General features: G+C 70.0%; 15 protein-coding genes, 1 pseudogene and 1 other annotated feature. Of the genes and pseudogenes, 10 read left to right on the forward strand and 6 right to left on the reverse strand.

The features are described 5' to 3' along the window. Window positions 1-192: 192 nt before the first annotated feature. From ACWIZO_RS15330 to ACWIZO_RS15340, 3 genes are all read right to left on the reverse strand, one after another. Complete coding sequence (locus ACWIZO_RS15330) at window positions 193-1,053, reverse strand: hypothetical protein (protein WP_448638512.1); 861 nt, start codon at window positions 1,051-1,053, stop codon at window positions 193-195. A 408-nt stretch (window positions 1,054-1,461) separates the two neighbouring features. Beyond that, a complete protein-coding gene (locus ACWIZO_RS15335; RefSeq protein WP_448638513.1) occupies window positions 1,462-1,968 on the reverse strand; it encodes a cupin domain-containing protein in 507 nt (168 codons plus the stop codon). A 146-nt stretch (window positions 1,969-2,114) separates the two neighbouring features. After that, window positions 2,115-3,371, reverse strand: coding sequence for a cytochrome P450 (locus ACWIZO_RS15340; protein ID WP_448638514.1), 1,257 nt, complete (start codon window positions 3,369-3,371; stop codon window positions 2,115-2,117). 209 nt (window positions 3,372-3,580) lie between these two features. Between ACWIZO_RS15340 and ACWIZO_RS15345 the strand changes: the two genes are divergently transcribed. The 3 genes from ACWIZO_RS15345 (at window position 3,581) to ACWIZO_RS15355 (ending at window position 4,924) form a co-directional block, all read left to right on the forward strand. Beyond that, complete coding sequence (locus ACWIZO_RS15345; protein WP_448638515.1) at window positions 3,581-3,955, forward strand: hypothetical protein; 375 nt, start codon at window positions 3,581-3,583, stop codon at window positions 3,953-3,955. A gap of 89 nt (window positions 3,956-4,044) precedes the next feature. Further along, window positions 4,045-4,242 (forward strand): ferredoxin, encoded by a 198-nt coding sequence (locus ACWIZO_RS15350; RefSeq protein WP_448638516.1) that lies wholly within the window; start codon window positions 4,045-4,047, stop codon window positions 4,240-4,242. Between the two features lie 145 nt (window positions 4,243-4,387). Next, window positions 4,388-4,924, forward strand: a complete 537-nt coding sequence (locus tag ACWIZO_RS15355) for an NADPH-dependent FMN reductase (protein WP_448638517.1) — start codon at window positions 4,388-4,390, stop codon at window positions 4,922-4,924. 1,104 nt (window positions 4,925-6,028) lie between these two features. On the opposite strand, the gene bfr is transcribed toward ACWIZO_RS15355, so the two are convergent. Continuing rightward, complete coding sequence (bfr, locus tag ACWIZO_RS15360) at window positions 6,029-6,634, reverse strand: bacterioferritin (protein ID WP_448638518.1); 606 nt, start codon at window positions 6,632-6,634, stop codon at window positions 6,029-6,031. Between the two features lie 151 nt (window positions 6,635-6,785). Further along, window positions 6,786-6,914, forward strand: a sequence feature (AL1L pseudoknot). Window positions 6,915-7,483: 569 nt separating this feature from the next. On the opposite strand from bfr, the gene ACWIZO_RS15365 reads away from it, so the two are divergent. Both ACWIZO_RS15365 and ACWIZO_RS15370 read left to right on the forward strand, forming a co-directional pair. Beyond that, window positions 7,484-8,146 (forward strand): hypothetical protein, encoded by a 663-nt coding sequence (locus tag ACWIZO_RS15365; protein ID WP_448638519.1) that lies wholly within the window; start codon window positions 7,484-7,486, stop codon window positions 8,144-8,146. Continuing rightward, a complete protein-coding gene (locus tag ACWIZO_RS15370; protein ID WP_448638520.1) occupies window positions 8,056-8,313 on the forward strand; it encodes a (2Fe-2S)-binding protein in 258 nt (85 codons plus the stop codon). The genes ACWIZO_RS15365 and ACWIZO_RS15370 overlap by 91 nt, the downstream gene beginning before the upstream one ends. Here the strand turns inward: ACWIZO_RS15370 and ACWIZO_RS15375 are convergent. Further along, the gene (locus ACWIZO_RS15375; protein ID WP_448643009.1) at window positions 8,211-8,774 is read right to left on the reverse strand and encodes a hypothetical protein; all 564 of its coding nucleotides are present in this window, start codon (window positions 8,772-8,774) and stop codon (window positions 8,211-8,213) included. The two genes, ACWIZO_RS15370 and ACWIZO_RS15375, sit on opposite strands and share 103 nt — an antisense overlap. A gap of 94 nt (window positions 8,775-8,868) precedes the next feature. Continuing rightward, a complete protein-coding gene (locus ACWIZO_RS15380; protein ID WP_448638521.1) occupies window positions 8,869-9,204 on the reverse strand; it encodes a hypothetical protein in 336 nt (111 codons plus the stop codon). A gap of 322 nt (window positions 9,205-9,526) precedes the next feature. Between ACWIZO_RS15380 and ACWIZO_RS15385 the strand changes: the two genes are divergently transcribed. The 5 genes and pseudogenes from ACWIZO_RS15385 (at window position 9,527) to ACWIZO_RS15405 (ending at window position 13,975) form a co-directional block, all read left to right on the forward strand. After that, entirely contained in the window at window positions 9,527-10,408 is an 882-nt protein-coding gene (locus tag ACWIZO_RS15385; protein WP_448638522.1) for an IS5 family transposase, read from the forward strand. Window positions 10,409-10,547: 139 nt separating this feature from the next. Further along, window positions 10,548-10,625: pseudogene (locus ACWIZO_RS15390) on the forward strand (methylenetetrahydrofolate reductase C-terminal domain-containing protein); the annotation flags it as partial. Window positions 10,626-10,799: 174 nt separating this feature from the next. Further along, a complete protein-coding gene (locus ACWIZO_RS15395; RefSeq protein WP_448643010.1) occupies window positions 10,800-11,540 on the forward strand; it encodes a methylenetetrahydrofolate reductase in 741 nt (246 codons plus the stop codon). Beyond that, entirely contained in the window at window positions 11,537-12,301 is a 765-nt protein-coding gene (locus tag ACWIZO_RS15400; RefSeq protein ID WP_448638523.1) for a class I SAM-dependent methyltransferase, read from the forward strand. Before ACWIZO_RS15395 ends, ACWIZO_RS15400 begins: the two co-directional genes overlap by 4 nt. 750 nt (window positions 12,302-13,051) lie before the next feature. Further along, on the forward strand, window positions 13,052-13,975 hold the full coding sequence (locus tag ACWIZO_RS15405; RefSeq protein ID WP_448638524.1) for an alpha/beta fold hydrolase: 924 nt from the start codon (window positions 13,052-13,054) through the stop codon (window positions 13,973-13,975). Window positions 13,976-13,997 lie beyond the last annotated feature (22 nt).

Below are 13,997 nucleotides of genomic sequence, written 5' to 3' on the forward strand. Positions count from 1 at the left end.
CGCTGATCTGTGCGTCGACATCGCTGGCACGGCGGCGCGGCTTTGTGGAGCAGATCACTCCTGGAGCGTGGTCGCCCCGACGTCCGGAAGCTCAGCGATTCGGAAGGCCCCACGGCACCGCCTCGACAGGGAACGGGCAGCCGTCCCGGCCAAGGGCGGTGGACGTCCCTGCGGGATGGTCCGAAGCGAGTGTCACGCGTCCTGGATCACCCAGGTGTTCACGACCTCCATGGCCTCCACGATCGAGCTGTGGTTGGCCTTGAGGGTCTCCAGGAAGTCCCACGCCTTCTGGTCCTCGGCTTCGCCGCGCGAGGAGAACAGTGCCAAGTAGACGTGGGCGCCCGGGTGATTCTCCTCCGGGCGGTCGTTGTTGCGCTCGGGGGCCATCGGGCCGGGACCGACCCAGGGAGCCGCGAGGCGACCCTTCTGCACGCGCTGGCCGAAGCGCCCCGTCTCCACCGCTTTGCGCCACTCCTCGTCGAATGCGTCCATGTCGTCGACGTTCGCGATGTCGACCTCGACGACCAAGGCGAACGTCTGCAGGAAGCTGACGTTCGGGTCCACCGGGGCGAAGCTGTCCCAGATGTCGGTGAAGTAGAGCTGGGTGGCGGCGTAGTCCCGCACGTAGGGGTGGTACTGCAGCATGTTCGCGTGCCCGGAGGGCAGGAAGGTGTTCTTCAGCCAGTCCTCGACCGTCGCGAACATGTTGAAGCTGAGATGACGCCCGGGACGGTCCTCGTCGAAGACCCGCAGGCAGCGCACGCCGGTCCGGCGGCCTTGTGTCTCGCGCTCCCACTCGACATCGAGCCGGCGCACGTGCTCCGGGTCCGAGACATGGAAGTCGGAGAAGTTGGCCACGACCACTTTCGCCCCCATGAAGGCCGGGGGCTCGACCAGCTTGGGGTAGTCGAACCGGGGGTTGTGCCGGAACCGGCGGTTCTTCGGCGCCTCCTCGAGGGCTACGCTGATGGCGGCCGCTCGGGCAGCCATCGCTGCCACCATGGCAACCATGGGATCGGCCCCGCCTGTTGTCGAGTTCTCGGACTCGCTCATCGGTCGTCCTTTCGTGAGAGTGGCTCGCAGTCGGCATCGGACGTGCCACGGACCCATGTCCTGGATGACGTCGGCGTCGATGGAGGGCGAGACACAGCGCCGCCCTGATCGAGCAGGGAGCTCCCGCTCGCACCGGGTCGAGCAGGCGGCTCACACCCGTGACGGCCAGTTCCAACCGCCGTCGATCGAGGCCGCAGCAGTTGCGCGGACCAGGCGCGGAGTCGGTGCGGGCCGGCAACCCGGGTTCGGCAGATCCTCATCGCTGCGGGATGCGCGCCTGTTGCCAGCCGGTCCACGGGCGCGTGACGATCGAGCCCGCGGCCTTGGACTCTCGTGCAGGCGATCGGCGAGGGGCACGAAGATTCCGAGCGGGTGTGGGCCTCGAGGCAAGCCACACCCGCTCGGAAGCTAGACGTTGTAGCCGATGGTCACCATGAGGAAGAGGCAGTCCTCGTCGTAGGGGTTCTTCCAGGCGTGCGCGACGCCCGCCATGACGAGGAGGTCGCCGGGGACGAGGGTGTGGACCTTCCCGCCGGGGAGCTCCAGGTCGATCTTCCCGGACAGCACGACCTCGTAGTCGATGGTGTCGCTCGCGTGCATCGCTGCATCGCCGCCGTGGCCGGTGTCCGCGTCCATGCCGACCTCGGCCACGTCCAGCTTCCCGGCTGAGTTGGCGGCGAATCGCGTCACGCCGAACGTGGATCCGTTCGGGCCCGCGATGTCGAAGATCTTCGTCACCGAGCCGGGCGCCTCTCGCGAGTGCCCGTCGTCCACGCGCCAGTACCAGGCGCCCTTCACGACGCCGGGCATGTCGAGTGTCGCTTCGGGCTTCGCGCCGGTGAAGAAGTCCGGCTCGCCGGCGTCGTTCAGCTTCGCGACGACGAGGTTCCAGTCCTGCGGGTCGGGAAAAGTCATCGTCTCTCCATAGGCTCGGGGTGGTGAGGACATGCGCCGCGGCGCGGCCCGGCGCGAGGACGCCCTCGCCCGTGAACGGCAGGTCCCTGAGGCGGTGACGCAGGCAGTCGCCGGCGTCACCGCCTCAGGTCGGGGCCCAGTGACGCTCAGCGCTCCGCGGGGTGGAGGATGATCGGGAGCCGATCGATGTGCCTGACGGTGAAGTCAGGCACGTACTTCGGCAGTGGCTCTCCCTCCACCCGGGTGATCGCACTCGTGCGCTCCAGGACCTTCGTGAGGGTGATGCGTGCCTCCGCGCGCGCCAGTTCGAGGCCGGCGCAGAGGTGGGTGCCGAAACCGAACGCCATGTGCTTGCGGACATTGGGGCGGTGGATGTCGAACCGCGTCGGGTCGGGGAAGACGGACTCGTCCCGGTCGGCCGAGGGGAGCAGGGGGATGAGGAGGGTGCCGGCCGGGATGGCCTGGCCGGCCACCTCGGTGTCGCGACTCGTGGCCCGGTAGATGGTCTTGATGACCGACTCCAGTCGCAGAGCCTCTTCCATCGCGTTGGGGATCAGCGACCGGTCCGCGTAGAGCTCGGCGAGCTGGTCGGGGTGCTCGAGCAGGAGGTTGAAGATGCTGCCCAGCCAGGCGATGGTCGTGTCGGCCCCGGCGAGGATGAGCTGTGCGCAGATGTGGACGAGCTCGTGCTCGTCGACCCCGTCGGAGTTCGCAACCAGCTCCGACAGGAAGTCGTCCCGCGGGTTCTCGCGGCGCTCGGCCACCGCCTTGTACACGTACTGGTGGAACTCCACGACGTCCCTCGCGATGCGCTGAGCGTCCTCCTCCGTCTCCGGCGGTGCCGCGGCCCGCGCCATCAGAGAGGTGGCCCAGCGGTAGACGTCGCTCTCGCGCTCCTTCTCGACGCCCATGATCTCGCCGATGAGCAGGATCGGCAGGCGCTTGCAGAACTGCTTCATGAAGTCCACGGGCTCGCCGGTCACGAGCTCGTCGAGCAGGTCGTCGACGACCGTCGAGACGAAGTCCTCGAGCTGGCGCACCCGTCGCGTGGTGAAGCCGCTGCGCACCATGCGCCGGTGGCGCGCGTGGGCCTCGCCGTCGCCGAACGCGAGGACCTCGCGGTAGGGAGCGGCGTCGGCCATGATCGCCGCCACGGCGGGGGAGTCCTGGTGGGGCGAGCCCGCGGACGCGAAGTGCGCGCTGATGCCATTACGAAAGGTGTCCGGGTCCCGCATCACCTGTTGCACGTCGTCGTACCGCGAGACCAGCGTGAAGCCCTCGTCGACCCGGTGCACCGGCGCGGTCTCGCGGAGCACGGTCCAGAACGGGTTCGGTTCCGCCAGCGTCTCCGGGTCGTAGAGCTTGAAGTCGTTCGCGGACTTCTCCAGGTCGTGAGTGGTCATGTCGTGCAGTTCCCTGTCTCTCGATGGTTGCCCCCGGCGACGCGTCGCTGCTCCGGGGACCGGGGGACGCTCGTCGAAACGTGCTGGCGTCGTGTTGTGAACCACAAGCGGCGTGGGTCACTATATTGTTCATGAGGATCTTGCGCTAGATCCCCATCGACGTCCATCCGCCCGTCCGGCTCGGCTGCCGGCTCCTGGAGGGGGTTCCCATGGGTCTGACAGACGTTCGTGCGCCCACATGGGCTCTCGGCGCGGATGCGCTGGTGCCCTCCGGCACTCTCCCCGAACTCGCGCCGTCGCGCGAGTCCCCCCGTCGCGCGCAGGTGGAGCAGTGGGACGGCGGCGAGGCCTGCACGTGTGCCGGCGAGGGACTCATCGCTCCGGTCGTGGCCACCACTCGCGGTTCGGCCAACGGCCCTGACCCGGATCGTCTCGACGTGACACCAAGGCCCGAGTGCATCTCGCCCTCGGGCCCGGCGGCCGTCAGCGCCTCGAGCGAGACGGTCGCCGGAGTGGAGGTGCACATCGCCTTCGAGCGGCTCTCCGGCGGATTCCCGCCGTCGGCCGGTTCAGACCCAGCGTGATCAGATACGAGAACGGCGTCGTGACGGCGTAAGGAACTGCTGGTCGAGCGGAGCTGACCTCCCTCGCAGGCCGAAGAACGGAGACAGAGATGGCCAAGTACGAGATCCTTCCTGAGCGTTGCGTCCAGACAGCCAACTGCGTCGAGGTTGCGCCGAGCCTGTTCGGATTCGACGACGACGGGGTCGTGAGCACCCTCAAGGACGGCCCGGAGGGCACGGACGAGCAGGAAGCACTGAAGAACGCAGTACGTGGCTGCCCTGCACTCGCCATCGTGTCCGACGAGTGACCCACCAGGCCGGCGTCGCACCGCGTCCGGGTAGTGGCGGTTCGATGGTGACAGGGTGGATTCGGCGCTGGGCTCCCTGCGGTCCAGCCTCGAGCATGGGTGCGCCCCGCGGGCTGCGGGCGACACGGGGACTCGAGGGGGCGACGTGAGCGGGGGTCCCCTGCGGATCATCGTGTTGGTGGGCAATCCGAAGCCACGATCGAGGACGTTGGCCGTCGGTGAGCTGCTGGCCGGCCGGGTGGCGGAACTGACCGGGGCGTCGCACGACCGCACCGTGGATCTGTGCGAGCACGCCGACCGGTTGTTCCACTGGCCCGACGACGAGCTTGCTCAGCTGTCCGCCGACGTGGCGTCGGCCGGCATCCTGATCGTCGCGTCGCCGACGTACAAGGCCAGTTACACCGGTCTGTTGAAGGCGTTCCTCGATCGCTACCAGACGGGCGGTCTCACCGGCGTGACTGCTGTCCCGCTCATGACCGTGGCGGATCCGGCGCACAGTCTCAGCGTGGACTTCACGCTCCGACCGCTCCTCGTCGAGCTGGGTGCCTCCGTTCCGACCAAGGGCATGTCCTTCCTGACGCCTGCCATGGACGATGCGCCGGCTCTCGTGGATGCGTGGGTGCGGGACCAGGAGCACGTTCTCAGGAGTCTGTCCGCCGGATCTCGCGAGAACGCCGGCTGATCCGGACGGCAGCATCCGACGGCGGCGGGCTCCGGCCGTATCGGGCCTCGAGTGCCGCCGGGCTGTCTGCTGGGGTGCGCCAGAGCGAGGAATGCCTCATGCGCGTGTGATGTGTCCGGACGAGTTCCGGGGAACTGCTATCGCGAGGCGGCCGCGGCACTGGCCGTCGCCGTCCGACAGGGCGGGCAGCACCGCCGAGTCCTCGCTGATCCGCAACGCCGAGGCCGAACTGCGGGAGTGGACCTCGGCGAACGCGCGGGTCGGCGACCGCGGGTCGACCTCGGCGGTCAACCGCCGCGACCTGCGCGCCGACGGGCCCGGCTACGTTCTCGGCGATCGGCTCCGCTCGGGTCGGCCGACGCGGCCGCGGCGCTGGCCCGACCCGGCGCTACCGGCAGGTGACCGTCGACCTGTAGGTCGAAGAGGTGATGATCGCCGACGACGAGCGGTTCATCGCCTGCTTCGCCCCCGAGACGGCCGACCGCGACGCCGCGCTGCGCCCGGTCATGGTCGGCAGGCTGGAGGAGCTGATCGCGGGCACTGCCGCCCTCTCCGAACGAGGATGCCCGGCCCGCACCGCTACCTGCGCCGGGCCCGGGCGGGCTGCTCTGCGTGGACAAGGCCAAGGTCGCCGCCGAGGCCAAGCTGGACGGCAAGTACCTGACCAGGACGTGGCGCAGCTGAGCGAGCGTGCGCGAGGACCTCCAGGACCGGCGTCTCGCCTGTCCCAGCGGCAGCTTCACTCAGACCAGCACCCCCACTCCGGCGCCGGCGCCGCGCTGGCCGCCCTGGGCGTCGACTCGCCGACGAAGATCCTCTGCCTCGACCCCGATCAGGAGGGCAGCGGCTGACCCAGCCGCCGGCACCGTCATCCGGACGACTGGTAACGGGCCCGCTCACCACCCGATCCGGCATTGTGCTGCACGTCAACCCGCAGATACACGTCACCGGACGAGCTCACTGCCCGCGGGAAGCGAGCCACGAGCCGGGCTGCCTCAGGCGACCCGGCAGGTCCATCGGGGCATCTGTGCCATCGAGGTGTTCACAGCGGAGCGGTACCGCGTGCCCGGCGAAGAGAACAACGAGGCGATCCGCCGGGAGGGGTCACGTTGGAGGCGCCGAGACACACTGGGCGTAGTAGAGCGGCTCGCCCATCTTCTCGATCAAGTCCAACTGGGTCTTGAGGTAGTCCACGTGGTGTTCTTCGTCGGCCATGATCCGCTCGAGCAGGGCCGCGCTCGTGGAGTCCTGCCTCTCCCGGCACATCACGATCCCCGGCTTGAGTCGTTCGACCACCGCTATCTCGATCGCGAGGTCGCTCTCGAACATCTCCTTCAGCGTCTGACCAACGCTCAGGGAGAACAGTCGTTGGTAATTGGGCAGCCCATCGAGCAGCAGGATCCGGTCCGTGAGCAGCTCCGCGTGTTCCATCTCCTCGAATGACTCAGCCCGCGTGTGCTTGGCGAGTTCAGTGAGGCCCCAACTGTCCTGCATCTTGGAGTGCAGGAAGTACTGGTTGATCGCTGTGAGCTCGCTGGTGAGCTGTTCGTTCAGGAGCTTGAGGACGTCCGGATCACCAGCCACCCGTGGATGGAACCCGACTGTCATGAGGATTGTCAAGTTGTCCGCCCCGGACAGCTGGCGGTCGATGCTCGGCGTGGCCCGGCGACCGGAACCGGGGCTGTGAAGCGGATCGGAGCAGCCGGGCATCAACCAGGAGACGCTGCGCGAACTGGGTGGTCTGGACGAGATATTGAGGGCCACTGCCGGGCGCCACGACCGATGACGCCACCCGGCTGGCAGAACTGGAGCGCGAGAAACGGGAGCTGCACCGGGCAAACGGAATCTTGAAGAGCGCGTCGGCTCTCTTCGCGGCGGAGCTCGACCGCCTCTCCCGCTGATCGTCGCCTGCATCGTCCAGTACAAGCAGGAGCACGGGATCGAGCCGATCCGCGCAGTTCTCACCGAGGCCGGCGCGAAGATCGCCCCGAGCACGGGTTACGCGCACCGGAGCCGGCAGCCCTCGGCGCGGTCGATCAGCGACGCGGCGACCCCGGCGGTGATCGCCCGCAGCCGTCGAAGTCTTTGTGCACCGACCTGGCGCTCGACGCGCTGGAGATGGGCCCTTGGACCCGCCGCCGCGCGGGCCAGGATGTCGGCGGGCGCATCCACCACCTCGGACAAGGGCGTTCAAGTACCTCGCTTGCCGTCATCCAGCGCCTGCCCGACGCCGGTGCGGTCGCCTACGTCTGCTCGCCTGCGACACGTATGACGCCCTGACCGAGGCGTTCAGAGCTCTCTTCAAGGCCGAACTGGTCCGCGACAAGGGCGCGCGAAGGGCATCGACGACTCGAGATGTCCGTCGCCGAGTACATCGACTGTTCGACCGCCGACGCGTGCACGGCGAGATCGGCCTCGTTCCACCGGCCGAGCACGAAGACCTCGTCTACCGGCAGAACCCAGCGACGGCTACCGTCGCCGCGTCAGTTCCGAGCCTCCACAGAATCCGGGGCGGGACGAGGGCTCGTTGTGGCGCGCGTGCTGCGTGGAGGGAGCCAGGTGTTGGCAGAGGATCGGGTAGCCACGCACATGCTGGCGGCTGACTACCGTGTCGCGGACCCGCAGGAATGGTGGGTGAAGGTCCGCGGCGACCGGGAGGCGCTCGGACAGTTGGGCGTTCGGCGCCTGTTGGTTCGCCAGGCCCTAGACGATCCGACGCGATTGTTCGTGACGATCGGGTTTCACCACCGCGAGCCCGTCGACGAGGTGTTGCGGTCCGGCGTGCTCCTCGAGTGGTTCGACGCGGCCGGGGTCGAGGAGATTCCGCCGATCTTCGCTGGTGTCGCATTGGAGACGTTCGCACTCGATAGCGCCGGCATGACCCGGGCCGTGCCCAAAGAGGTCCTCGCGTACCCAGCAGGAGTCATCGTCGCGGCTGTCGCCCCCGTCCATGACGTCGAATCCCTGGTCGACCAGATCCATGGCGACGCTGACGAGTTCCGCGCTTCGGGAGTGCACAGGGTGTGGCTCTACCAGGCACTGGACGACCCACAAGAGATGATGATCCTCCAAGAAGTCGACACCAAGCAGCATGCTGCTCGATGGCTGCGAGAGGGCGACGCGCTTCGCCAGTGGGTCCGGGGTGTAGGAGTGGGTGTCTATCCACCGGTGTTCGTCGGCAGACTGGTGCACGTCTTCGAACCGGCGCGGGACCGGGGCTGATGTACGTCTGTCTGTGCACGGGCATGACGAGTGCGCGCGTCTCGCAGGCGGTCGAGGACGGAGCTCATACGTCGAAGCAGGTCGCGGACGCCTGCGGGGCTGGCTCGGTCTGTGGCCGGTGCCGGGCGACGATCCGAGCCATCATCGAGGCATCACCGCGTAAGTAGGGAAACCGAGTGAGTCGGGACTCGACCGATCGTCTGGGACTGCTGCACGAGTAGGTGACATCTGAGCTGTGGTGCCGAGAGGCGCAGCTGGGAGGCTGCACAGGGTGCCCATGCCCTACCCCAGGGAGTTCCGCGAGGACGTCGTACGCGTGGCCCGCGGCCGCGAGCCCAGCCAGCACAACGCCCGCCGTTCCTGCCGTTCCCGTCCCGCCGCTGCCGGCCACCGGGACCAGCAGCACGTCGTTGCCGGGCCGCAGTGGCGTCGCCGGCAGCTGGACCGCCGACACCCCCACGCCGACCAGCTGCTCACCGGGCGGCGGCAGCGGCTGCGCGGTCATCGCCTCGCGGGTGAGCAGGGATCCCGGCGCCAGAGTTGTGGCGGCGACCATACCGATCACCTGGTCGCGGTCGCCGTAGGGGATGGGATCCAGCGCCAGATCGGCTGACACCTGCGCCTCCACCAGATCGACGGCCCCGGGCCCAGCCCCGTCCCCTCGTCGCGGAGTTCGGCGACCGCCTGCGCGCTCGCGCGCACCGCCCGCAGCGTCGACCCGGTCACCACCACCACGGCGGCCGCCCGGCGGACCACCGCGGCCGGGAAGTGCTCGGCCCGCAGCCGCCGCAGTCCGCAAGCACATCGACGGCCTTGTCCTCCAGTGACGCCAGCACAGTCGCCAGTCGCTCCCAGTACACGTGCCGGGCGGCGGTCGCATCGGACAGCCCGGGCAGCCGCGCCCGCCTCATGGTGTCCAGCTGCAGCTCCGCCAGCCCGCCGGCGGACAAGCGGGCCCGGCCGTAGCCGGCCAGCACGTCGCCACCGGCCGGGTCCAGCCCGGCCAGCACCGCGGCGTGTGGCCAGGCCAGCGTCAAGGCCAGCGCGGCGGTGGTCACGCCGGGGCGCCCTTGACCGAGCACAGCGCGATCAGCACGGCGGCCGTCCTCGCCTACTCGCACCGTCCTCGACTGGGAGACCGGTCGGTCCCGTCCCGGGATTTCCGTCAGCAGGTGCCTTGCAGCGGTCCTCGGCCTTCCGGCCGGAGAGCTGCCGGTCTGAGGCCAGGACGAGGACGGATCGGACAACGGATGGAGCTGGCATGGTGATCTCCGACGACCGACCTGAGAGCGTGTCCGAGAACTCGGGCTTGAGCGGCTGATGTGAGGAACTCCTGGTAGGCCGGTAGGTGTCTAGGCCACTGCCCTACCAGGAGTCCGCGTGCCATCTTCCCTGGCTTGCGTCTGCTCGTCCTGCCCGGCTCACCGCGGCAACGACCGTGGTCGTCGCGGTCAGCTCAGCCGCGGTGAGATCTATCCCGCCTCGGCGACCACCGACGCCCAGTGGGCGGTGATCGCACCTCTGCTGCCACCGGCGGGCAACACCTCCGGACGCGGCGGGCGCCCGGAGAAGCACGACCGCCGCCTGGTGTGCGACGCGATCTTCTACCTGGTGCACGGCGGCATCCCGTGGCGGGAGCTGCCCCGGGAGTTCCCGCCGCCGTCAACGGTGTGGACGATCTTCACCCGGTGGGTGCGCACCGGGGTCTGGCAGCGCATCCACGACGTGTTGGTGGACCTGCTGCGGGTGCGCCAGGGCAGAAAGCCGCTGCCGACCGCGGCGATCATCGACTCCCAGTCGGTGCGCGCCGCTGACACCGTCGCCGCGGCCAGCCGCGGGTATGACGCCGGTAAGCGCGTCAACGGCCGCAAACGGCACATTGCGGTGGATTCCAACGGCTGGCTGCTGGCGGTGCTGGTCACCGTCGCCGGCATCCAGGACCGCGACGGTGGGGTGCACCTGCTGGCCCGACTGCGCGAGAAGTACTCGACCATCTCGTGGGTGTGGGCCGATGCCGGCTACGCCGGGCGCCTGGTCACCTACGCCGCCCAGGTCTGGGCGCTGACCGTGGCGGTCGTGCGCCGCGCCGATGACCAGGTCGGCTTCCGCGTGCTGCACCGGCGCTGGGTGGTCGAGCGCACCTTGGCCTGGATCAGCAAACACCGCCGCTGCGTCCGCGACTACGAGCGACGCATCGACACCAGCGAGGCCATGGTCACCATCGCCATGATCATGACCATGTCCCGCAGACTGGCCCGCTGACCGCAGTTCTCGGACACGCTCTGAGAGATCGGCTTCGCGATGGACGGCGCGATGGCAGCGTGCGGGATGTGCTCGGCGTTTGGGGCTCGGCGAGGAGGGCAGGCTGCCGGACGTGCAGAGCGTGTCCGACGTCACCCGGATGGACTGCCCGAAGCGGATGGTGTTCGGCCCGTGTGGCGGAGTCCGTGACGACGGTGGGTGTGAGGTCGCCGAGAGGCGTTGTGTCTTCCTGGACGAACCGCTCGTCCGCTGGCCTCATCCGCACGGACGGCAGGACATGCCATCGGCACCTCGGGACGGAGGCAGGCATGCACCCGTCCTGCTCACGGACCTCTCGGTGCGTCCGTTCGACCCTGCCTCCGTACGTCGCGTGGTGGGGGTCCTTGCGCCGGTGTCCGACGGACTGCTCGTCGGTGAGCACGCGAACCGTCCGGACCTCCCGCCGACCGCCTTCGCGGCGGAGGTCATGTCGGCCGGCGGCCGAGTCTGGACGACGCTGGCCTGCCGCGACCGCAACCGCGTGGTCCTCGAGCAGGAACTCGCGGGCCTCGCGGCGGCAGGCGTGGACGGCGTCCTCTGCGTCACCGGTGATGCCCGGGGATCGAGCGCGCGGCCAGGGGCCACGCAGGTGTTCGATCTCGACGGCGTTCGTCTCGCCGCGCTGGCGGCGGAGACGGGGCTGACCGTCGCCGTCCCGGAGTCGCCGGAGGCCCCGCCGACGGACCTGCGCCCCGCCCGAGTGGTCGAGAAGCAGCGGGCCGGGGCCCACCTGTGCGTGCTGAACCACGTGAGCAGCCCCGTACGCGTCGAGGCGTTCATCCGCGAGGCACGGGCCGCCGGGGCGACGCTGCCGTTCGTCGCCGGCGTCGCGGTCTACACCGACGAGCGGTCGGCACGCGTCCTCCAGCGCTTCCCCGGCCTGCACATGGACGACGGCGTTGTGGAGCAGGTCCTCGCTGCAGCCGATCCGCGGGCCGCCGGGATAGCGGCAGCGGTGACCGAGGCCCGTGCGCTCCTGGCCATCCCCGGCGTCGCCGGGGTCAACCTGTCCGGGCTGGGCTCGGGACGAGGCGAGGACGACGGTGCCCTGGTCAAGGCCGAGGTCGCCACGCGGGTGCGGGAGGCGGCATGACGTCACTCGAGAGCGAGGCGATGGAGGCGGAGTTCGGCACCGTCGCCGCCTGGACCGAGGAGGCCGTGCGCGCGCTCGGCCCGGAGTACGCAGTCCCCGCCGGGTGTCGAGGGAGCGGCAGCAACGGTGCCCTCCGGTGGCTGGCCGACCGGCTCGACCCGCGGCCGGGAGTCCGGTTCCTCGACTCGGGCGCCGGCGTGGGGGGCCCGGCAGGGTGGCTGGCGGCGGAGCACGGGCTACGGCCGGTCTGCGCGGAGCCGATGGTCGCTGCCGCGCGCGCGAGCCACCGGCTGTTCGGGCTGCCCTCCGTGGCGTCGGTGGCGCAGCAACTGCCCCTCGCCGACGCCTCCTTCGACGCGGCGTGGTGCCTCGGCGTCCTGTGCACGACGTCGGACAAAGCCGGGCTCCTGTCCGAGCTGCGCCGCGTCCTCTCGGCTGACGGACGGCTCGGCCTGCTGGTGTTCGTGGCCGATCGAGAGCTGGCGCCGCCGCTGCCAGAGGGGAACGAGTTCCCGTCCGAGGAAGAGACACGTCGGTTGCTCGGGGACGCGGGCTTCGAGCTCACGGAGTCCACCGACGCGCATCTCGGGGACAGCCCCACCGAGTGGACCGCTCGGGCAGACGCCGTTGACGCCGAGGTGGCGCGGCGGCACGGAACGCACCCTGCGTACCTCCAGGCGCAGGAGCAGTCACGTCGAGTCGGGCGCCTGCTGTCGCAGGAGGCGCTCCGGCCGTGGCTCGCGATCGCCGCGGCCCGCTGACGGTGTTCCGGCGTCGGTGTCGTCGTGTGTCAGCTGAACCTGGCTCGTCCCCGGCTGCCCGGGGCGTCCGCCGTGCCCCGCATGCACGTCGATGTCAGCCGTCAGCGCCCAGAGCACTCGTCCCACGTCGGCCGTGAGCACCCCTTCACGGCTGCTGGACCCGGGAACTGGCCGGGACTCGTCGGCGGGCACATGACGACGGATCCGGACGGTCGGGCCGTGGCATCGTCGGCAGCAGTCTGCCGGTCCCGTAGGGCGTGCCGCTGTCGCCCGTTGATCGACCGCCGATCGCCGCTCGATGCCCTGGTCTCTGGAAGCAGTTCCGCGGTTCCGTCTCGTGCCGGCGGTCCGACGGCACTGCCCGGATCCGGCTGGCCGAAAGCCGCGCGCGGGAACCCGGCCACGGTGGACGGGCCGCATCGATGGGTATGTCGATCGCTGATCCAGTACTCGCGGAGGTGCCATGCGTTCTCATCGCTGCTCGTCGACCTGGGACCAGACCCCGTCCGCATCGACCGTCCTCCCAGCGGGTCGCAGGTCGGGGACGCGGATGTGCCCCCCTCGCGTGGGAGCCGCGGCGGATGGCCTTCGACCTGGAGGATCTGAGTGGAGGGGACGTCCTGTGACTGGTGAAGCGCGCTGTTGTCCTGTTCAGGACCACCGGTCCGGCGTCCGTGAGTGGGCGACCGGCGGTATCGACCAGGCTGTCGTATGAGCGCGGCAGTCGAGCGCACGCTGCGCGTCGGCCGGGTGCGCCTGCACGTGCGGGAAGTGGGGGAGGGGCCGCCGGTCCTGCTCATCAACGGACTCGGTGCGCATACCGAGATGTGGCAGCACCTGGAGCAGGCGCTGCCGGGACGCCGCCTCATCGAGTTCGACGCCCCGGGAGTGGGACGCTCGCCCGCCCCGCGCTACCCGGTGACGATCCCGGCGCTCGCCCGGCTCGCCCGGGAGGTGCTCGACTCCGCACGTGTCGATCAGGTCGACGTCCTCGGATACTCGATGGGCGGACTGGTCACCCAGCAACTCGCCGCCTCTGCGCCGGACCGCGTCCGCCGTCTGGTGTTGGTCGGGACGTCGTGCGGTCTGTGGGGCGGCGTACCCGGCCAGCTGGGTCCGCTGCTCAACCTCGCCACGCCGCTGCGCTACTGGTCCCCGGCCTTCTACCGTCGCACCATCGGTGGCCTCGCCGGAGGGCGCGCCCGGTTCGATGCCGACTGGGTGGCGCAGCACGGACAGCTACGCCGCCGCCAGCCGCCCAGCACGCGCGGCTACCTCGGGCAGGTCCTCAGCGCATCCCAGTGGTCGGGGCTGCCCCTGTTGCACCGCATCCACCATCCAGTGCTCGTCGTCACCGGCGACGACGACCCACTCATGCCGGCCGCCAACGCCGTGCTGCTCGGCCGCCGCCTGCCCAACGCGCGCGTCCTCATCCCCCGAGGCGAGGGTCACCTGCTGCTCATGGACCCCGACAGCACCGCGCTTCGGCCGATCCGGGACTTCCTCCTTGCCGAGACGCTCGACGAGGCCCCTGTCTGGCGCGACGCGCTGATCGTGGACGACGAGGATCTCCGCCTCGCCATGTCCCGGACCCCGCGCCCGGCGCAACCCTGGGCGACGGCGAGCGCGGTCATGCGGGCAGTCTGGCCCGCCCCGCGGCCCCCGCACCAGTGAGACACAGCGATCGGAGCTGACC

This window comes from Geodermatophilus sp. URMC 63 (assembly GCF_053502565.1).

Coding starts and splice junctions, on each gene's coding strand:
- ACWIZO_RS15330 (WP_448638512.1), bottom strand. CDS start 1,053: ATGAGCGAGTCCGAGAACTCGACAACAGGCGGGGCCGATCCCATGGTT.
- ACWIZO_RS15335 (WP_448638513.1), bottom strand. CDS start 1,968: ATGACTTTTCCCGACCCGCAGGACTGGAACCTCGTCGTCGCGAAGCTG.
- ACWIZO_RS15340 (WP_448638514.1), bottom strand. CDS start 3,371: ATGACCACTCACGACCTGGAGAAGTCCGCGAACGACTTCAAGCTCTAC.
- ACWIZO_RS15345 (WP_448638515.1), top strand. CDS start 3,581: ATGGGTCTGACAGACGTTCGTGCGCCCACATGGGCTCTCGGCGCGGAT.
- ACWIZO_RS15350 (WP_448638516.1), top strand. CDS start 4,045: ATGGCCAAGTACGAGATCCTTCCTGAGCGTTGCGTCCAGACAGCCAAC.
- bfr (WP_448638518.1), bottom strand. CDS start 6,634: ATGCCCGGCTGCTCCGATCCGCTTCACAGCCCCGGTTCCGGTCGCCGG.
- ACWIZO_RS15400 (WP_448638523.1), top strand. CDS start 11,537: ATGACGTCACTCGAGAGCGAGGCGATGGAGGCGGAGTTCGGCACCGTC.